At 62.7% G+C, this 15,078-nt stretch carries 19 protein-coding genes; 18 read left to right on the top strand and 1 reads right to left on the bottom strand.

Features of this window, described 5'->3' with window-relative positions; genetic code table 11:
• The first annotated feature begins 25 nt into the window (after window positions 1-25).
• The 3 genes from tuf (at window position 26) to RW112_RS03650 (ending at window position 5,647) form a co-directional block, all read left to right on the top strand.
• Entirely contained in the window at window positions 26-1,216 is a 1,191-nt protein-coding gene (tuf, locus tag RW112_RS03660; protein WP_305941806.1) for an elongation factor Tu, read from the top strand.
• A gap of 169 nt (window positions 1,217-1,385) precedes the next feature.
• Entirely contained in the window at window positions 1,386-5,483 is a 4,098-nt protein-coding gene (locus tag RW112_RS03655; protein WP_317780450.1) for a hypothetical protein, read from the top strand.
• Window positions 5,484-5,521: 38 nt separating this feature from the next.
• Entirely contained in the window at window positions 5,522-5,647 is a 126-nt protein-coding gene (locus RW112_RS03650; protein WP_305941804.1) for a hypothetical protein, read from the top strand.
• Window positions 5,648-5,655: 8 nt separating this feature from the next.
• Here RW112_RS03650 and RW112_RS03645 read toward each other — a convergent pair whose 3' ends face one another.
• Window positions 5,656-7,083, bottom strand: a complete 1,428-nt coding sequence (locus RW112_RS03645) for a GH1 family beta-glucosidase (RefSeq protein ID WP_317780449.1) — start codon at window positions 7,081-7,083, stop codon at window positions 5,656-5,658.
• Window positions 7,084-7,493: 410 nt separating this feature from the next.
• Between RW112_RS03645 and rpsJ the strand changes: the two genes are divergently transcribed.
• The 15 genes from rpsJ to rpsH all read left to right on the top strand — a co-directional run bounded on the left by rpsJ (window position 7,494) and on the right by rpsH (window position 15,061).
• Window positions 7,494-7,802 (top strand): 30S ribosomal protein S10, encoded by a 309-nt coding sequence (gene rpsJ, locus RW112_RS03640; RefSeq protein ID WP_003803825.1) that lies wholly within the window; start codon window positions 7,494-7,496, stop codon window positions 7,800-7,802.
• 17 nt (window positions 7,803-7,819) lie between these two features.
• Window positions 7,820-8,470, top strand: a complete 651-nt coding sequence (gene rplC, locus RW112_RS03635; protein ID WP_011692809.1) for a 50S ribosomal protein L3 — start codon at window positions 7,820-7,822, stop codon at window positions 8,468-8,470.
• 4 nt (window positions 8,471-8,474) lie between these two features.
• Window positions 8,475-9,092, top strand: a complete 618-nt coding sequence (gene rplD / locus RW112_RS03630) for a 50S ribosomal protein L4 (RefSeq protein WP_011692808.1) — start codon at window positions 8,475-8,477, stop codon at window positions 9,090-9,092.
• Complete coding sequence (gene rplW, locus RW112_RS03625; RefSeq protein ID WP_066293292.1) at window positions 9,089-9,394, top strand: 50S ribosomal protein L23; 306 nt, start codon at window positions 9,089-9,091, stop codon at window positions 9,392-9,394. The genes rplD and rplW overlap by 4 nt, the downstream gene beginning before the upstream one ends.
• Window positions 9,395-9,423: 29 nt before the next feature.
• Complete coding sequence (gene rplB / locus RW112_RS03620; RefSeq protein WP_317780448.1) at window positions 9,424-10,263, top strand: 50S ribosomal protein L2; 840 nt, start codon at window positions 9,424-9,426, stop codon at window positions 10,261-10,263.
• Between the two features lie 12 nt (window positions 10,264-10,275).
• Window positions 10,276-10,557: a 30S ribosomal protein S19 gene (rpsS, locus tag RW112_RS03615; RefSeq protein ID WP_011692805.1), complete on the top strand. Its 282-nt coding sequence runs from the start codon at window positions 10,276-10,278 to the stop codon at window positions 10,555-10,557.
• Window positions 10,558-10,595: 38 nt separating this feature from the next.
• Entirely contained in the window at window positions 10,596-10,961 is a 366-nt protein-coding gene (gene rplV / locus RW112_RS03610; RefSeq protein WP_003803798.1) for a 50S ribosomal protein L22, read from the top strand.
• Complete coding sequence (gene rpsC / locus RW112_RS03605; RefSeq protein ID WP_305941801.1) at window positions 10,962-11,807, top strand: 30S ribosomal protein S3; 846 nt, start codon at window positions 10,962-10,964, stop codon at window positions 11,805-11,807.
• The gene (gene rplP / locus RW112_RS03600; protein ID WP_011692803.1) at window positions 11,808-12,224 is read left to right on the top strand and encodes a 50S ribosomal protein L16; all 417 of its coding nucleotides are present in this window, start codon (window positions 11,808-11,810) and stop codon (window positions 12,222-12,224) included. It abuts the gene before it with no gap.
• A 2-nt stretch (window positions 12,225-12,226) separates the two neighbouring features.
• Window positions 12,227-12,556: a 50S ribosomal protein L29 gene (rpmC, locus tag RW112_RS03595; protein WP_317780447.1), complete on the top strand. Its 330-nt coding sequence runs from the start codon at window positions 12,227-12,229 to the stop codon at window positions 12,554-12,556.
• Window positions 12,553-12,861, top strand: coding sequence for a 30S ribosomal protein S17 (rpsQ, locus tag RW112_RS03590; RefSeq protein WP_011692801.1), 309 nt, complete (start codon window positions 12,553-12,555; stop codon window positions 12,859-12,861). Before rpmC ends, rpsQ begins: the two co-directional genes overlap by 4 nt.
• 402 nt (window positions 12,862-13,263) lie before the next feature.
• Window positions 13,264-13,632 (top strand): 50S ribosomal protein L14, encoded by a 369-nt coding sequence (gene rplN / locus RW112_RS03585; protein WP_003803789.1) that lies wholly within the window; start codon window positions 13,264-13,266, stop codon window positions 13,630-13,632.
• Window positions 13,633-13,635: 3 nt separating this feature from the next.
• Window positions 13,636-13,995: a 50S ribosomal protein L24 gene (rplX, locus tag RW112_RS03580; protein WP_305941800.1), complete on the top strand. Its 360-nt coding sequence runs from the start codon at window positions 13,636-13,638 to the stop codon at window positions 13,993-13,995.
• Window positions 13,995-14,576 carry a 50S ribosomal protein L5 gene (gene rplE, locus RW112_RS03575; RefSeq protein ID WP_011692799.1) on the top strand — a complete coding sequence of 194 codons (582 nt, stop codon included), beginning with the start codon at window positions 13,995-13,997 and terminating at the stop codon, window positions 14,574-14,576. The genes rplX and rplE overlap by 1 nt, the downstream gene beginning before the upstream one ends.
• Window positions 14,577-14,662: 86 nt before the next feature.
• The gene (gene rpsH, locus RW112_RS03570; RefSeq protein ID WP_305941799.1) at window positions 14,663-15,061 is read left to right on the top strand and encodes a 30S ribosomal protein S8; all 399 of its coding nucleotides are present in this window, start codon (window positions 14,663-14,665) and stop codon (window positions 15,059-15,061) included.
• Window positions 15,062-15,078 lie beyond the last annotated feature (17 nt).

The following is a 15,078-nucleotide window of genomic DNA, read 5'->3' as shown; positions in this document are numbered from 1 at the left end:
TTTGAAAACGTTCTAGGAGGAACCTGTGGCAAAGGCAAAGTTCGAGCGGACTAAGCCGCACGTTAACATCGGTACCATTGGTCACGTTGACCACGGTAAGACGACGTTGACGGCCGCCATTTCCAAGGTGCTGTACGACAAGTACCCGACTCTCAACGAGAAGCGTGACTTCGCGTCGATTGACTCTGCTCCCGAAGAGCGTCAGCGCGGCATTACCATCAACATCTCCCACGTTGAGTACCAGACCGAGAAGCGCCACTACGCACACGTAGACGCTCCGGGTCACGCTGACTACATCAAGAACATGATCACCGGCGCTGCTCAGATGGACGGTGCAATCCTCGTGGTTGCCGCCACTGACGGCCCGATGGCTCAGACCCGCGAGCACGTCCTGCTCGCCCGCCAGGTTGGTGTTCCCTACCTGCTGGTCGCCCTGAACAAGGCTGACATGGTCGACGACGAAGAACTCCTCGACCTCGTCGAAATGGAAGTTCGTGAGCTCCTGAGCTCGCAGGGCTTCGACGGCGACGAAGCACCGGTCGTTCGCGTTTCGGGCCTGAAGGCACTGGAAGGCGACCCCGAGTGGGTCAAGTCCGTTGAGGAACTCATGGAGGCCGTGGACAACTCTGTTCCGGACCCCGTACGTGACCGCGACAAGCCGTTCCTGATGCCGATCGAAGATGTCTTCACGATCACCGGCCGTGGCACCGTTGTTACGGGCCGCGCCGAGCGTGGAACCCTCGCGATCAACTCTGAGGTCGAGATCGTCGGCATCCGTCCGGTCCAGAAGACCACGGTTACCGGTATCGAGATGTTCCACAAGCAGCTCGACGAAGCATGGGCCGGCGAGAACTGTGGCCTCCTGCTCCGCGGTCTGAAGCGTGATGACGTAGAGCGTGGCCAGGTTGTCGTCAAGCCGGGTTCCATCACCCCGCACACCGACTTCGAGGCTAACGTCTACATCCTCTCCAAGGACGAAGGCGGACGTCACAACCCGTTCTACTCCAACTACCGCCCGCAGTTCTACTTCCGTACCACGGACGTAACCGGCGTTATCACCCTGCCGGAAGGCACGGAAATGGTTATGCCTGGCGACAACACTGAGATGACCGTTGCGCTCATCCAGCCCATCGCTATGGAAGAGGGCCTCGGCTTCGCAATCCGCGAAGGCGGCCGCACCGTTGGTTCGGGACGCGTTACCAAGATCATCAAGTAGTCCTACTTTTTGATCAGGGATCAGTACGCCGTCTGACGGCCTGCTGAGACTTATCAACAGCCCCGCTGCGTGTCTACGCAGCGGGGCTGTTTTTTGCTACGGTTATTCCAGTCGCTGGATTAATTGATTGTTCTTGATGGGCGGCGTTCACACCGAAAGGAATACCTCCATGTGGTCTGCCCTCATGACGATCCTGGCCATTGTTGCTGTCGTAATGCTGTTCGCATCCCGGAGTGCCAACCGCCAGCTGCGGGCGGCCAATGGCGAGGCCTACCGAACCGGGTTCTTGGCCGGACACGTCCAGGGATGGAACGATGCTGCAATTGCGGCAGCGGCTCCGCCGCTCCGCAACACTGGTTTCCACGCGCCGCCGGCGGGAGCCCCTGCGTCCGAAAGGTTCGACCATGCTGCGGCAGGGACGGCGGGTCCCGTCCCCGCGGGAGCGGACCCGGCGGACAGCGCTCCAACCGCACCGGCCGCACCGGCAGCACCGACGTACCGAACCGCCGAATCTCCCGCCGAAGTGCAGGCGCGCAAAGAGAAGCGTGAACGGCAGAACATCAACGTCACCCTTTACGTGGCGAGCCTGTTGCTGGTGGCAGCAGGGGCCCTCTTCGTGGGGACCAGCCTGCCGGCCGTGCAGCGATTCGCCGGCGTTTGCCTCATCACGGTCCTCTTCTATGGCGCAGGGCTCGTCCTTCACGTCAAAGCTCCGCGGCTTCGGCCCGCTGCCACTGCGTTCGCCGGGACCGGCCTCGCACTGGTTCCAGTCACCGGGCTCGCCATGTACGGCTTTGCCGTGCAGGATGCAGGCCTGGCCTGGCTCCTGACATCCGTCGTTGGAACGGTGGCATATGTGGTGGCCGCCGTTCGCCTCGAAAGCCGGGTGCTGGTCTACCTTTCCCTGACTTTCGTAGTCTCAACGGCATGGTCCGGGGTGTCGGTGCTGGGGGCTCCACTCGTTTGGTACTTCGCGGCCATGATCGGGCTCGCGGCCGCGGCGACAGCGGCCAGGCTGGTGAAGCCGCGTTGGATGCCCCCATTGTTCTTGCGGCCCATCATGCTTCTGGACCCTTTCGTGGTCCCGGCGATAGCCCTGGCGGCGGCGGCCGTTCCGTTGGGCCTGGGCCGAGGTGAGTTTGCCCTGATCATGGCCCTCTGCGGAACATACTTTGCGTTGTCGGCCGCGGTGCCGGCCGCGGGCGCACGCCTCCTGAAGACCTACGGTGCGCGGCTCACACTAACGCTCGCGGCATCCGCTTGTGCCTGGCAACTGACCGGACAAGCCACCTGGGCGCTTCTTGTTGCCGGGTCGCTGCTGGCCGTACAGTCTGCAGCCGTTGCCGCTGCGGCGCCGATCCTGCGGCGGTGGTCTCCGGCGCGGAGCGGAAAACAGCACTGGATAACGGACTCCATTCTCTGCTTCGGCGCGCAGCTGATGCTGGTTTTCTGTTTGCTCCTGCCCGCTTCCGGCACCGGCGATGAACTGCTGTTGTGGGCTGTCTGTGCCGGCTTGGCGTCGGGGATGTTCATTGCCGTGAAGGTCCACGGTGCCGCTGAATGGGCACCTCCGGCTGCGCTGGCAACGGGCATCGTCGCGGGGGTGCAACTGGGTCCTTGGCCGGTCGTCACCATGCTGGCAGGCGCAACAGTTTTCTGGGTGGTGAGGGCTGTGACAGCTGGTCCCCAAGTGCGCCCTTACCATGTCCTTGCGTCGCGGGTTTCCGGCACCCTTGCCGTCCCGGCCCTGACTGCCGCGATGATGGAGGGCAGGCCGGAGGCGCTGACGGCGGTGATCTTCTCCCTGTGGCTTGCCCTGGTAGTCCAGCAGCTGGTGTCGGCGGTGGCGGAGCGGTCCGGTGCGGTGACGCTGATGCCCATCCTGACCCTGGCCGGGTTCAGCGCCGCGGGTACGGCGTGCCTGCCCGCCCTGACCGTCACGGACTCCTCGGCAGGGAGCCTGTTTGCGGCCACAGCCCTGGCCGGCCAGCTCATGGCTGCACTGGCCGTGGGCGTGTTCCTGTTTCCGAAACCCGCTGAGGGGTCCTGGCGACCAACGATGGTTGAGGTGCTGCCGCTGTCAGTCGCGGCGGCAGCCGTCTTGATTGCCTACGCCGGGGTGTCGGAGGATCTGGCCAACGGCATGCTGACGCTGGTGGTTCTTTATTTGGGAACGCTGGGTTTCCGGTGCGTGGCCGCCAGCCGGCGATGGACCTACTGGTGGATGGCACGCGGCGCGGCCACCGTGCTCGGGGTGTCGTCCTATGCGCGGCTCCAGGAAGCGTCCGGGCCTTGGGTGGTCGCCGGCGAAGAAGTTTCGCTTGCAACACTGCTCATCGTGGTCCTGGGGGCGCAGCTCGTCTTTCCGCTGGCCGCTGAGGTGCGCCACCGCGCCCCCGACGCCGTGGTCGCCGACGTCGCCCTGGTCTTAGCGCTGCAGACCGCCATCCTGGCGCTGGCGGTGATCCTGCCGGCAGGTTCGGGTGAGGAGGAGGACTGGCAACGAACGGTAGCCGTCACAGTGATGGCGCTCAGTGCCGCGGCATCCGGGTACGTCTTTCGGGACCTTGCCGCAGCTGCATATTTTGCGCCATCCATGCTGGCAGTCCTGCTCGTATTCAGCGGCGGGCGCCTCTCCGACGTCGAACTCCTGCTCGCAATCTTCGCCGTCTTCTGCGCTGTCATGGTTGTTTCGGCGCAGCCGCGGCACGCGAAGGGAGCGTATTTCGCCTCTGCCCGCGTTTTGACGGCGGCGCTGGCGCTGGTCTTCAGCTATGACGCTACTGCTTCCCCAACGGCAGTGTCGCTGACTTTCGCCGGCGTGCTGGCCGTCCAGCACGTCATCCGGTGGTTCATGCGCCACCGGCTGGAGCAGATTCCCTTCCAGGACGCTGCCGTGTGGCTGACCCTTGCGGCGCAGGCGGTACTGCCGGTGCTCTATGTGATTCAGGGCGGCGGGGTGTCCGCTGTCCGCGCTCCCGAGGGAGGCCGGGGCGTTGTCCTGGTCGAATTGCTGTTGCTGCTTCTTGGTGCAATTGCTGCCCACCGGCTGTTCGCGGCACGGGGCGCGCTCTATTTTTGCGTCTACGGGGGAGTATTCGGAGTCGTCGCAGCCGGACCGGCGCTGCAGTTCGGCGGCGGCACCTTCCTCGAAGTGCCACTTCTCAGCAGGGATGGCGTTCCCCTGACCCTCCTGGCTGCGTCCCTCGCCTTCAATGCCGCCGGAATCGGCCGACGACGGCGCCACCACGGCCCGCCGGTGGTCACCGTTGACCGGTGGTTCTGGCTGTCCGGGGCCGCCGTTCCGGCCGCCACCGCCATGCTTTTCGCCGGCGAGGCCGCCGACTGGATCACGAGCGCCGCACTCCTGGTACTGGCGGTCACCGGGTTTGCAGCATCGCACGTGGAACGCCTGCCGCTGCTCTATCCGCCGGCCGCAGCACTCGTCGTGGGGGGAAGCACGCTCCTTGCGGCCACCCTGTTCCGCGGCGTCCCGGGCGCGTGGGGTGCCTACCTGCCGTGGCTGGCCGGCTGCGGCGTGGCCGGGCTGCTTCTCTATGGGGCCTCGTTCGCACGGAATGCCCAGGACAGGGTGAGGCGGCAGACCCTGCTCTGCGCCGGTGCGCTTGGGGTGGCGGCGGCTGCCCTGGCCGGCGTGGTGCGGGACGTGACTTCCCTGACAGGTGCCCTGCTGGTGGCAGCGACTGTGACGATTGTCGTGCGGGAAGTTCCTGTCCGGATGCGGAGGGTGGCTGCGGAAACCGGTGCCTTCGCGGTGACGGTAGCCGTGCAGCGCGCAGTGCTGGTCACGGGCGGGAACCTTCCGGACCCGTTCTGGGCGGTTCAGTGGTACGTGCTCCTGGCGTCCGGGCTGGCTGCCCTGCGCTACGCTGCCGGATCCACGACGGCGGGCCGCGCGCTTTTGGGTTCGGGCGCCGCTCTGCTTGGGTTGAGCGGCTTGGGGATCCTCTTTGGCGGATCCGGCGGCCAGCAGCTCTGGGTCCTGGCCCTGCACGCCGCCCTGCTGCTGTCCGGGCTGCTCCTTGCGGAACGGATGTTTGTCTGGTGGGGGGCGGGCGGCGTGGCCCTGTGCCTGATGTGGGCGCTTCGGTCCTACACGTTCGCGCTGCTGGCGCTGATAGCCGTGGGTCTCATCGCTTTCGCCCTCTGGAAACTGGCGCGCTCCAAGCCGGAGGTGCGGCCTGGCGAAGCACGGCTGCCGGAGCGGCAGCCGGCCCCGGAAGGGCGGCAGGATCCTTCGCTATGAACCCTTGGTAAGGTTGCTGACAACGAAAGGACAGCATCATGGAATGGTTAATTTTCCTACTGGTTGCCGCTGCGGTGGTCGCTGGCGTTTTGTGGGCCAAGAAGCACTTCCGCCAGGAAATCGACCGGGCCAAGCGCATCAACAGGGCAAACAAGCGGCAGTAGGTCCGCGCCTAGGCCTTCCGCGCCTTGCTGAGTGCCTGGAACCAGTAGAAGGACTCCTTGGGAGTGCGCTCCAGCGTGTCGAAGTCAACGTGGATCAGTCCGAACCGCTGCGAATACCCCGCGGCCCACTCGAAATTGTCCAAGAGCGTCCACACGTAGTAGCCCAGCAACTTCACGTCCTCGGCGAGACCGCCAGGGGCCGTGGCGGCAAGCGCATGGCCCAGGTGGCTGGCCAGATAGTCGATTCTGTTCGTGTCAACAATCGGACCGGACACGTGCTCCGGCTCCGGGAAGCTCGCCCCGCTCTCAGTGATGTACAGCGGGGGCAGGGCCTCGCCGTAGCGGTCCTTCATTTCGCGAAGGAGGATGCCGAGGTGCTCAGGGGCCACAGGCCAGCCGAAGCCGGTGGTCGCGTACTCCGGGTAGCCCACTTCGTGGAACGGCAACCGGGCCAGCGCGGCAGAATTGTTCGCCGGTATGCTGACCGGGCCACGGCCGAGGGCCACTTTCACGGGGTAGTAGTAATTGAGCCCGTAGAAGTCCAGGGGCTGGTGGATGGTCCGGAGGTCGGCGTCGGAAATCCTGCCCATCGAGCGGAACCACGGACGGACCGCCAGCGGCAGCTTCGGGTACCGGCCCAGCAGAACGGGGTCCGCGTAGACGCGGTTCATCAAAATGTCGAAAATCCTCGCCACCATCCTGTCGCCACGCTTGCCGGTTGCCGGCCGGACAGGGGAGTGGAGGTTAGTGACGCCGACGGCCCCGGTGACGCCTGCGCCCCGCAGGGCCTGGACCGCGAGGCCGTGCCCAAGCAGCTGATGGTGAATTGACGGCAGGGCGTTGAAAAGAAGATCGTGGCCAGGGGCATGGACCCCCAGGGCGTAGCCGTTGAGCGTTACCGAAACCGGTTCGTTCAGGGTGACCCACTGCGCCACGCGGTCCCCGAACCGCTCGCCGGCTGCCGCGCTGTATTCGGCGAACCGTTCCGCGGTGGACCGGTTCATCCAGCCGCCGCCGTGTTCGAGCGGCAGGGGAGTGTCCCAGTGGTACAGCGTGGCCATCGGTGAGATGCCGGCGTCGAGCAACTGGTCGATCAGCCGGTCGTAGAAGTCCAGGCCCTGGCTGTTGAACGAGCCGCGGCCTTCCGGCTGGATGCGGGGCCAGGAAATGGAGAACCGGTAAGAGTCCACGCCCAGCTCGCGCATGAGGGCCACGTCCTCGCCGGACCGGTTGTAGTGGTCGCAGGCGACGGCCGGGGAGTGGCCGTCCATGATGCTGCCGGGTTTCTCGGCGAAGGCGTCCCAGCCCGAAGGGCCGCGCCCGTCAGCCTTGAGGGATCCCTCGATCTGGAACGCGGCCGCCGCCACGCCCAGGACGAATTCCGGATCCAGGCGTTCGGCCAGGCTCTGCAGCGCCGCAGAGTTTTGCACAGTCATGCCCCTATCATCCAATTGACGGTTGCTGAAGGCAATGACCAGTCATCGGGGGACGATGGCGGCCGTCGCTGGCCTGATTCGCTTCTGTGCGCAAAATCCGGCATACTAGATGAGTTGTTCAAGCGCTCCTTCGCGTCCCGATCCGGATAATGCCGGGTGTCAGGGTCCAAGTAGGAGACCAAACATAACCCACTCCCCATGGAACTGCGGACGAGTACGCGCGAACAGCGCGACACGCCCGACCGCGGGGGTCGGTTGCGCCGGCAGGTTGAGGAACCCGGATTCTTCCGGATTCAGCTTGTGCGGCGGGTGGTAGTTACGACTTCAAATGCTTCGGCAGCCATACAACACGTAAGTGAACAGGGCAGCCCCAATCAGGGGAAGCACAGACTGAAAGAGAGTCAGGCGACATGGCGGGACAAAAAATCCGCATCCGGCTGAAGTCATACGACCACGAGGTCATTGACGTTTCAGCCCGGAAGATCGTTGAGACGGTCACGCGCGCAGGCGCAACGGTAGTTGGCCCCGTGCCGCTTCCGACGGAGAAGAACGTGTACTGCGTTATCCGCTCTCCGCACAAGTACAAGGACAGCCGCGAGCACTTTGAAATGCGCACGCACAAGCGTCTGATCGACATCATCGACCCCACGCCGAAGGCTGTTGACTCGCTTATGCGTCTCGACCTGCCGGCCGACGTGAACATCGAAATCAAGCTGTAGGGAGGTGCTGAGAGACTATGACCGCAACCCGTAACGTAAAGGGCCTGCTGGGCACGAAGCTCGGCATGACCCAGGTCTGGGACGAGAACAACAAGCTCATCCCCGTCACTGTTGTCCAGGCTGACTCAAACGTCATCACCCAGCTGCGCAATGCAGACGTTGATGGCTACGTCGCCGTTCAGATCGGCTACGGCCAGATCGATCCCCGCAAGGTCACCAAGCCGCTGGCTGGTCACTTTGAAAAGGCAGGCGTCACGCCTCGCCGCCACGTCGTCGAACTCCGTACCGCAGATGCTGCTGAGTACGAACTGGGCCAGGAGCTCTCTGTTGAGGTCTTCGAAGCCGGACAGAAGATCGACGTCGTTGGCACCACCAAGGGTAAGGGCTTCGCCGGTGTTATGAAGCGTCACGGCTTCCACGGCGTAGGTGCTTCCCACGGTGCACACAAGAACCACCGTAAGCCCGGTTCAATCGGTGGCGCATCCACCCCGAGCCGCGTCTTCAAGGGCATGAAAATGGCCGGCCGCATGGGCGCCGTTCGTCACACCACGCTGAACCTCACGGTTCACGCAGTTGACGTCGAGAAGTCGCTGCTCCTCATCAAGGGCGCCGTTCCCGGTGCCCGCGGCCAGGTCGTACTCGTACGCACCGCCGTGAAGGGAGCCTAGTTCAATGACTAGCACTGTCAAGGTTGACCTGCCTGCAGAGATCTTCGACGTACAGACCAACGTGCCGCTGCTGCACCAGGTCGTCGTTGCCCAGCTCGCTGCTGCTCGCCAGGGTACCCACAAGACCAAGACCCGCGCTGAAGTTTCCGGTGCAGGCCGCAAGCCGTTCAAGCAGAAGGGCACCGGCCGCGCCCGTCAGGGTTCAATCCGTGCTCCTCACATGACCGGTGGTGGCGTTGTCCACGGCCCGACCCCGCGTGACTACAGCCAGCGGACCCCCAAGAAGATGATTGCTGCTGCACTGCGCGGCGCATTGTCTGACCGCGCCCGTAACGGCCGCATCCACGTTGTTGCTGAACTGGTAGCCGGCACCAAGCCGTCCGCCAAGGAAGCACTGGCAACGCTGCGCGGCGTGTCCGAGCGCAAGAACCTGCTCGTTGTCATCGAGCGCGCCAACGACGTTGCTGCACTGTCCGTGCGCAACCTCGCAGATGTTCACGTTCTGTACGCAGACCAGCTGAACACCTACGACGTGCTCGTCTCTGACGACGTAGTCTTCACCAAGGCTGCCTACGAGGCATTCGTTGCCGCCAAGGCAAAGAACGAGGAGGATGCCAAGTGAGTGCAGCCACCATCAAGGACCCGCGCGACGTCGTGCTTGCACCCGTCGTATCGGAAAAGAGCTACGGCCTGATCGATGAGGGAAAGTACACCTTCCTGGTGGACCCCCGCTCGAACAAGACCGAGATCAAGCTGGCCGTGGAGAAGATTTTCTCCGTCAAGGTCGACTCGATCAACACCATCAACCGTGCCGGTAAGCGCAAGCGCACCAAATTCGGCTGGGGAACCCGCAAGAACACCAAGCGTGCGATTGTGACCCTCAAAGAAGGCACGATCGACATCTTCGGCGGTCCGCTCGCGTAGCGGAGACCACTTTAACGAGGAAATGAATTATGGGAATCCGTAAATATAAGCCGACTACCCCGGGCCGTCGCGGCTCGAGCGTAGCGGACTTCACTGAAATCACGCGGTCGACGCCGGAAAAGTCGTTGGTACGTCCCCTCCCGAAAAAGGGTGGCCGTAACAACACCGGTAAGATCACGACCCGTCACAAGGGTGGTGGCCACAAGCGCCAGTACCGTCTGATCGACTTCCGTCGCCACGACAAAGACGGCGTCAACGCCCGCGTTGCCGAAATTGAGTACGATCCGAACCGCACGGCTCGCATCGCCCTCCTGCACTACGTTGATGGCACCAAGCGTTACATCATCGCGCCGAACAAGCTGTCCCAGGGTGACGTTGTGGAAGCAGGTGCCAGCGCTGACATCAAGCCGGGCAACAACCTGCCGCTGCTCAACATCCCGGTGGGTACCGTAATCCACGCAGTTGAACTGCGTCCGGGTGGCGGCGCCAAGATGGGCCGCTCCGCCGGCGCATCGATCCAGCTCGTTGCAAAGGAAGGCCGCTTCGCCCAGCTGCGTCTGCCTTCCGGCGAAATCCGCAACGTCGACGTGCGCTGCCGCGCAACGATCGGCGAGGTCGGCAACGCCGAGCAGTCGAACATCAACTGGGGTAAGGCCGGCCGCATGCGCTGGAAGGGCGTCCGCCCGACCGTCCGTGGTGTCGCGATGAACCCGGTTGACCACCCCCATGGTGGTGGCGAAGGTAAGACGTCCGGTGGACGTAACCCCGTCAACCCGAACGGTAAGCGCGAAGGCCGCACCCGCCGTCCCAACAAAGAGAGCGACAAGCTTATTGTTCGTCGCCGTCGTACTGGCAAGAACAAGCGATAGGAGCCTGGACACATGCCACGCAGCCTGAAAAAAGGTCCTTTCGTTGACCAGCACCTCTTTGTGAAGGTGGACAGGGAAAACGAAAAGGGCACCAAGAACGTCATCAAGACCTGGTCCCGCCGTTCGATGATCATCCCCGACATGCTCGGGCACACGATCGCCGTTCACGACGGACGCAAGCACATCCCGGTGTTTGTCACCGAGTCGATGGTCGGGCACAAGCTCGGCGAATTCGCTCCCACGCGGACATTCCGCGGCCATGTCAAGGACGACCGTAAGGGCAAGCGCCGCTAGGCGCCTGCACTTACGTCAAAGACGAGAGAAGGAAAGCAATGGAAGCCAAGGCAATTGCGCGTCACATCCGCGTAACGCCTATGAAGGCCCGGCGCGTCGTCAACCTTGTTCGTGGTAAGCAAGCGAACGAGGCTCTGGCAATTCTGAAGTTTGCCCCCCAGGCAGCTTCTGAGCCGGTATTCAAGGTAGTTCAGTCGGCAATCTCCAACGCCCGGGTCCTCGCGGACCGCGACGGCGTGGCGTTTGACGAAGGTGACCTCATCATCAGCGAAGCGTTTGTTGATGAAGGCCCGACCATGAAGCGGTTCCAGCCGCGTGCCCAGGGTCGTGCATTTCAGATCAAGAAGCGCACGAGCCACATCACCGTGGTAGTCGCTACCCCGGAGAAAGAGGAGGCTCGCTAAGTGGGACAGAAAGTTAACCCGCACGGGTTCCGACTCGGCATCACCACCGATCACGTATCGCACTGGTTTGCTGACAGCACCAAGTCCGGTCAGCGGTACAAGGACTTCGTTCGCGAAGACATCCGTATCCGCCAGCTCATGTCCACGGGCATGGAGCGCGCCGGTATCGCCAAGGTTGAAATCGAGCGCACCCGCGACCGTGTCCGCGTGGATATCCACACGGCACGTCCGGGCATCGTTATCGGCCGCCGCGGTGCTGAAGCAGACCGCATCCGCGGCGAGCTCGAGAAGCTCACCGGCAAGCAGGTTCAGCTGAACATCCTCGAGGTCAAGAACCCCGAGATGGAAGCGCAGCTTGTTGCCCAGGGCGTTGCGGAGCAGCTGACTTCCCGCGTGGCATTCCGCCGTGCAATGAAGAAGGCCATGCAGTCCGCACAGCGCGCTGGTGCCAAGGGCATCCGTATCGCTTGCTCCGGTCGACTGGGCGGCGCTGAAATGTCCCGCTCGGAGTTCTACCGCGAAGGCCGTGTGCCCCTGCACACCCTCCGTGCGAACATCGACTACGGCTTCTACGAAGCCAAGACCACCTTCGGCCGCATCGGCGTGAAGGTCTGGATCTACAAGGGTGACGTCACCTCCAAGGAACTGGCTCAGCAGGCAGCTGCTGCTCCGTCCCGCGGCCGTGGTGCCAGCGATCGTCCGGGCCGCCCGGGTGGCGCTGACCGTGGTGACCGCCGTCGTCGTACCGACCGTCCGGCAGCGGAGGCAGCACCTGCTGCCGAAGCTCCGGCAGCTGAAGCAGCTTCTGCCGCACCGGCACAGGCAGTAGAAGGAGGACAGGCTTAAATGCTTATCCCACGTCGAGTCAAGCACCGCAAGCAGCACCACCCGGGTCGTTCCGGCGCTGCTACGGGCGGCACCAAGGTCTCCTTCGGTGAGTGGGGTATCCAGGCTCTGAGCCCGGCATACGTCACCAACCGTCAGATCGAATCTGCCCGTATCGCGATGACCCGCCACATTAAGCGTGGCGGCAAGGTCTGGATCAACATCTACCCGGACCGTCCGCTGACGAAGAAGCCTGCTGAAACCCGTATGGGTTCCGGTAAGGGTTCTCCGGAATGGTGGGTCTCAAACGTCAAGCCGGGCCGGGTTCTCTTCGAACTCTCCGGTGTCAGTGAAGAGGTAGCTCGCGAGGCACTGCGCCTGGCAATCCACAAGCTGCCGTTGAAGGCACGCATTGTGCGTCGCGAAGGTGGTGAGTAGAAATGGCAGTAGGGTCGAAGGATCTCGCACCCGCGCAGCTGGACGGTTTCGACAACGAGCGTCTCGTTGAAGAACTCCGCAAGTCCAAGGAAGAGCTGTTCAACCTGCGTTTCCAGTCCGCCACCGGTCAGCTGGAGAGCCACGGTCGTCTGCGCGCGGTAAAGAAGGACATCGCACGCATCTACACCGTTCTCCGTGAGCGCGAGCTGGGCATTCGTGCCGAGGTTGCCGCACCGGTTGTGGAAGCCAAGGAAGAAAAGAAATCCAAGAAGGCTGCAACCAAGAAGGCCGAAAAGGCTGAAACGGTTGAGACCGAGGAGGATGCCAAGTGAGTGAAAAGGACGAGAACGTGACGGAAACTGTTTCCGGCGCAGCCAAGGCTGACGAGCGCGGTTACCGTAAGACGAAGCGCGGCTACGTCGTCTCGGACAAGATGGAAAAGACCATCGTTGTCCAGGTCGAAGACCGCGTGAAGCACGCCCTTTACGGCAAGGTCATCCGCCGCAACACGAAGATCAAGGCTCACGACGAAGAGAACACCGCCGGCATCGGCGACCTCGTTCTCCTCGCCGAGACCCGCCCGCTCTCCGCTACCAAGCGGTGGCGCCTGGTGGAGATCCTCGAGAAGGCCAAGTAACACCTGCAGCTTTGCTGCCAGGTTTGCGCGAGAAACCCCTGTTCCCGTTCCGGGAGCGGGGGTTTCTCCGTTAAGCAAGGAAACGGGACGCGGGGGGAGTAGGCTGCCGACCACCTACCTGTGATATGGGGGATTGGCCCAAAACGTGCTAAGATTTTGAGTTTGTATGGCGCCGTTCGTGCGCTGTCATCAACCTCGTAAACAATCGTGCCACGGCATAGTGCCCCCTTGCGCCCCGATCCGTCGGAATCGCTTGGGAAGCAAATGTTTTTGGCACGGGAGTTTAGGCCTGGTCTGGCAAAATCCAGGCAGGTCAAGAGACACCCCGATCAACCGTTCCGCAAGGCTCATTCCGTAGGAAGATTTTCGGTCTGAGAACCAGCGCGACGCAAGGAGTAAATAGTGATTCAGCAGGAGTCGCGACTCAAGGTCGCCGACAACACGGGTGCTAAGGAAATCCTTACCATTCGCGTTCTCGGTGGATCTGGCCGTCGCTACGCAGGCATTGGCGACGTCATCGTCGCTACCGTCAAGGACGCAATTCCGGGCGGCAACGTAAAGAAGGGCGATGTCGTCAAGGCTGTCATCGTCCGTACCAAGAAGGAACGCCGCCGTGCGGATGGTTCCTACATCAAGTTTGACGAGAACGCAGCTGTGATCCTGAAGAACGACGGTGACCCCCGCGGTACCCGTATCTTCGGACCGGTTGGTCGTGAACTGCGTGACAAGAAGTTCATGAAGATCGTTTCTCTGGCTCCGGAGGTGCTCTAGTCCATGGCTAAGATCAAAAAGGGTGACCTCGTTCAGGTCATCACTGGCGCCAAGGCTGAGCGCGGCGGCGACCGTGGCAAGCAGGGCAAGGTTCTGCGCGTGTTCCCGGATTCCAACCGCGTGTTGGTTGAAGGCATTAACCGCGTAACCAAGCACACCAAGGTCGGTCAGTCGCAGCGCGGCACCAAGACCGGTGGCATCGAGGTCGTAGAGGCTTCCATCCACATCTCCAACGTGGCCCTGGTTGACCCCTCCACCAAGAAGCCCACTCGCGTCGGTTTCCGTACCGAGACCGTTGAGCGTAACGGCAAGAAGCGTGAAGTGCGCGTACGCGTGGCCAAGAGCTCCGGGAAGGACATCTAATGACTGAGACTCTCGAGACTCCGGCAAGCAAGATCGTTCCTCGTCTGAAGACCAAGTACGCGGATTCCATCAAGAGCACGCTCATTGAGGAATTCAAGTACGAAAACGTCAACCAGGTTCCCCGTCTGGTCAAGGTCGTAGTGAACATGGGTGTTGGAGATGCCGCCAAGGACTCCAAGCTGATCGACGGCGCTGTCCGCGATCTGACCCTGATCACCGGTCAGAAGCCGCAGGTAACCAAGGCCCGCAAGTCGATCGCACAGTTCAAGCTGCGCGAAGGCATGCCCATCGGTGCACACGCAACTCTGCGTGGAGACCGCATGTGGGAATTCCTGGACCGTCTGGTCACGCTGGCACTGCCGCGTATCCGTGACTTCCGGGGCCTCAGTGGCAAGCAGTTCGATGGCAACGGCAACTACACCTTCGGTCTGACCGAGCAGGTTATGTTCCACGAGATCGACCAGGATTCCATCGACCGCGTTCGCGGTATGGACATCACCGTCGTGACCACTGCCAAGACCGACGACGAAGGCCGCGCGCTGCTCAAGGCGCTTGGTTTCCCGTTCAAGACCGAAGCTTAATCTAGCTACATAGAAGGTCCGGCCTTGCCGCTTCCCTTGGGGGATGGCAGGGCGGAAACCGTTATGAGGAAGGGCAAGAGCCCAACATGACCATGACAGATCCCGTCGCAGACATGCTTACGCGTCTGCGCAACGCAAACTCGGCATACCACGACACCGTGACTATGCCGTACAGCAAGCTCAAGGCACGCGTCGCCGACATCCTGAAGGCCGAAGGTTACATCGCCTCCTGGAAAGAAGAAGACGCTGAGGTCGGCAAGAAGCTGACCATCGAGCTCAAGTTCGGTCCGAACCGCGAGCGTTCAATCGCTGGCGTTCGTCGTATTTCCAAGCCGGGACTGCGTGTTTACGCGAAGTCCACCAACCTGCCGCACGTGCTCGGTGGCCTGGGTGTCGCAATCCTGTCCACCTCTTCCGGCCTCCTGACTGACAAGCAGGCCGGCAAGAAGGGCGTGGGCGGCGAAGTCCTCGCTTACGTCTGGTAACGGGAAAGGAAGAGAAT

The sequence above is a fragment of the Arthrobacter sp. B10-11 genome, from assembly GCF_033142195.1.
Lineage (GTDB): Bacteria > Actinomycetota > Actinomycetes > Actinomycetales > Micrococcaceae > Arthrobacter > Arthrobacter oryzae_C.
Note: the sequence above shows the minus strand (reverse complement) of the source record. Positions and strands in the feature narration are given on the sequence as shown.

What these genes read in the sequence shown, in the direction of transcription:
- rplP (WP_011692803.1), top strand. Translation starts at nt 11,808, where the DNA reads ATGCTTATCCCACGTCGAGTCAAGCACCGCAAGCAGCACCACCCGGGT.
- rplD (WP_011692808.1), top strand. Translation starts at nt 8,475, where the DNA reads ATGACTAGCACTGTCAAGGTTGACCTGCCTGCAGAGATCTTCGACGTA.
- rpsS (WP_011692805.1), top strand. Translation starts at nt 10,276, where the DNA reads ATGCCACGCAGCCTGAAAAAAGGTCCTTTCGTTGACCAGCACCTCTTT.
- RW112_RS03655 (WP_317780450.1), top strand. Translation starts at nt 1,386, where the DNA reads ATGTGGTCTGCCCTCATGACGATCCTGGCCATTGTTGCTGTCGTAATG.
- RW112_RS03645 (WP_317780449.1), bottom strand. Translation starts at nt 7,083, where the DNA reads ATGACTGTGCAAAACTCTGCGGCGCTGCAGAGCCTGGCCGAACGCCTG.
- rpsH (WP_305941799.1), top strand. Translation starts at nt 14,663, where the DNA reads ATGACCATGACAGATCCCGTCGCAGACATGCTTACGCGTCTGCGCAAC.
- rplV (WP_003803798.1), top strand. Translation starts at nt 10,596, where the DNA reads ATGGAAGCCAAGGCAATTGCGCGTCACATCCGCGTAACGCCTATGAAG.
- rplB (WP_317780448.1), top strand. Translation starts at nt 9,424, where the DNA reads ATGGGAATCCGTAAATATAAGCCGACTACCCCGGGCCGTCGCGGCTCG.
- rpmC (WP_317780447.1), top strand. Translation starts at nt 12,227, where the DNA reads ATGGCAGTAGGGTCGAAGGATCTCGCACCCGCGCAGCTGGACGGTTTC.
- rplE (WP_011692799.1), top strand. Translation starts at nt 13,995, where the DNA reads ATGACTGAGACTCTCGAGACTCCGGCAAGCAAGATCGTTCCTCGTCTG.
- rplC (WP_011692809.1), top strand. Translation starts at nt 7,820, where the DNA reads ATGACCGCAACCCGTAACGTAAAGGGCCTGCTGGGCACGAAGCTCGGC.
- rplX (WP_305941800.1), top strand. Translation starts at nt 13,636, where the DNA reads ATGGCTAAGATCAAAAAGGGTGACCTCGTTCAGGTCATCACTGGCGCC.
- rpsJ (WP_003803825.1), top strand. Translation starts at nt 7,494, where the DNA reads ATGGCGGGACAAAAAATCCGCATCCGGCTGAAGTCATACGACCACGAG.
- RW112_RS03650 (WP_305941804.1), top strand. Translation starts at nt 5,522, where the DNA reads ATGGAATGGTTAATTTTCCTACTGGTTGCCGCTGCGGTGGTCGCTGGC.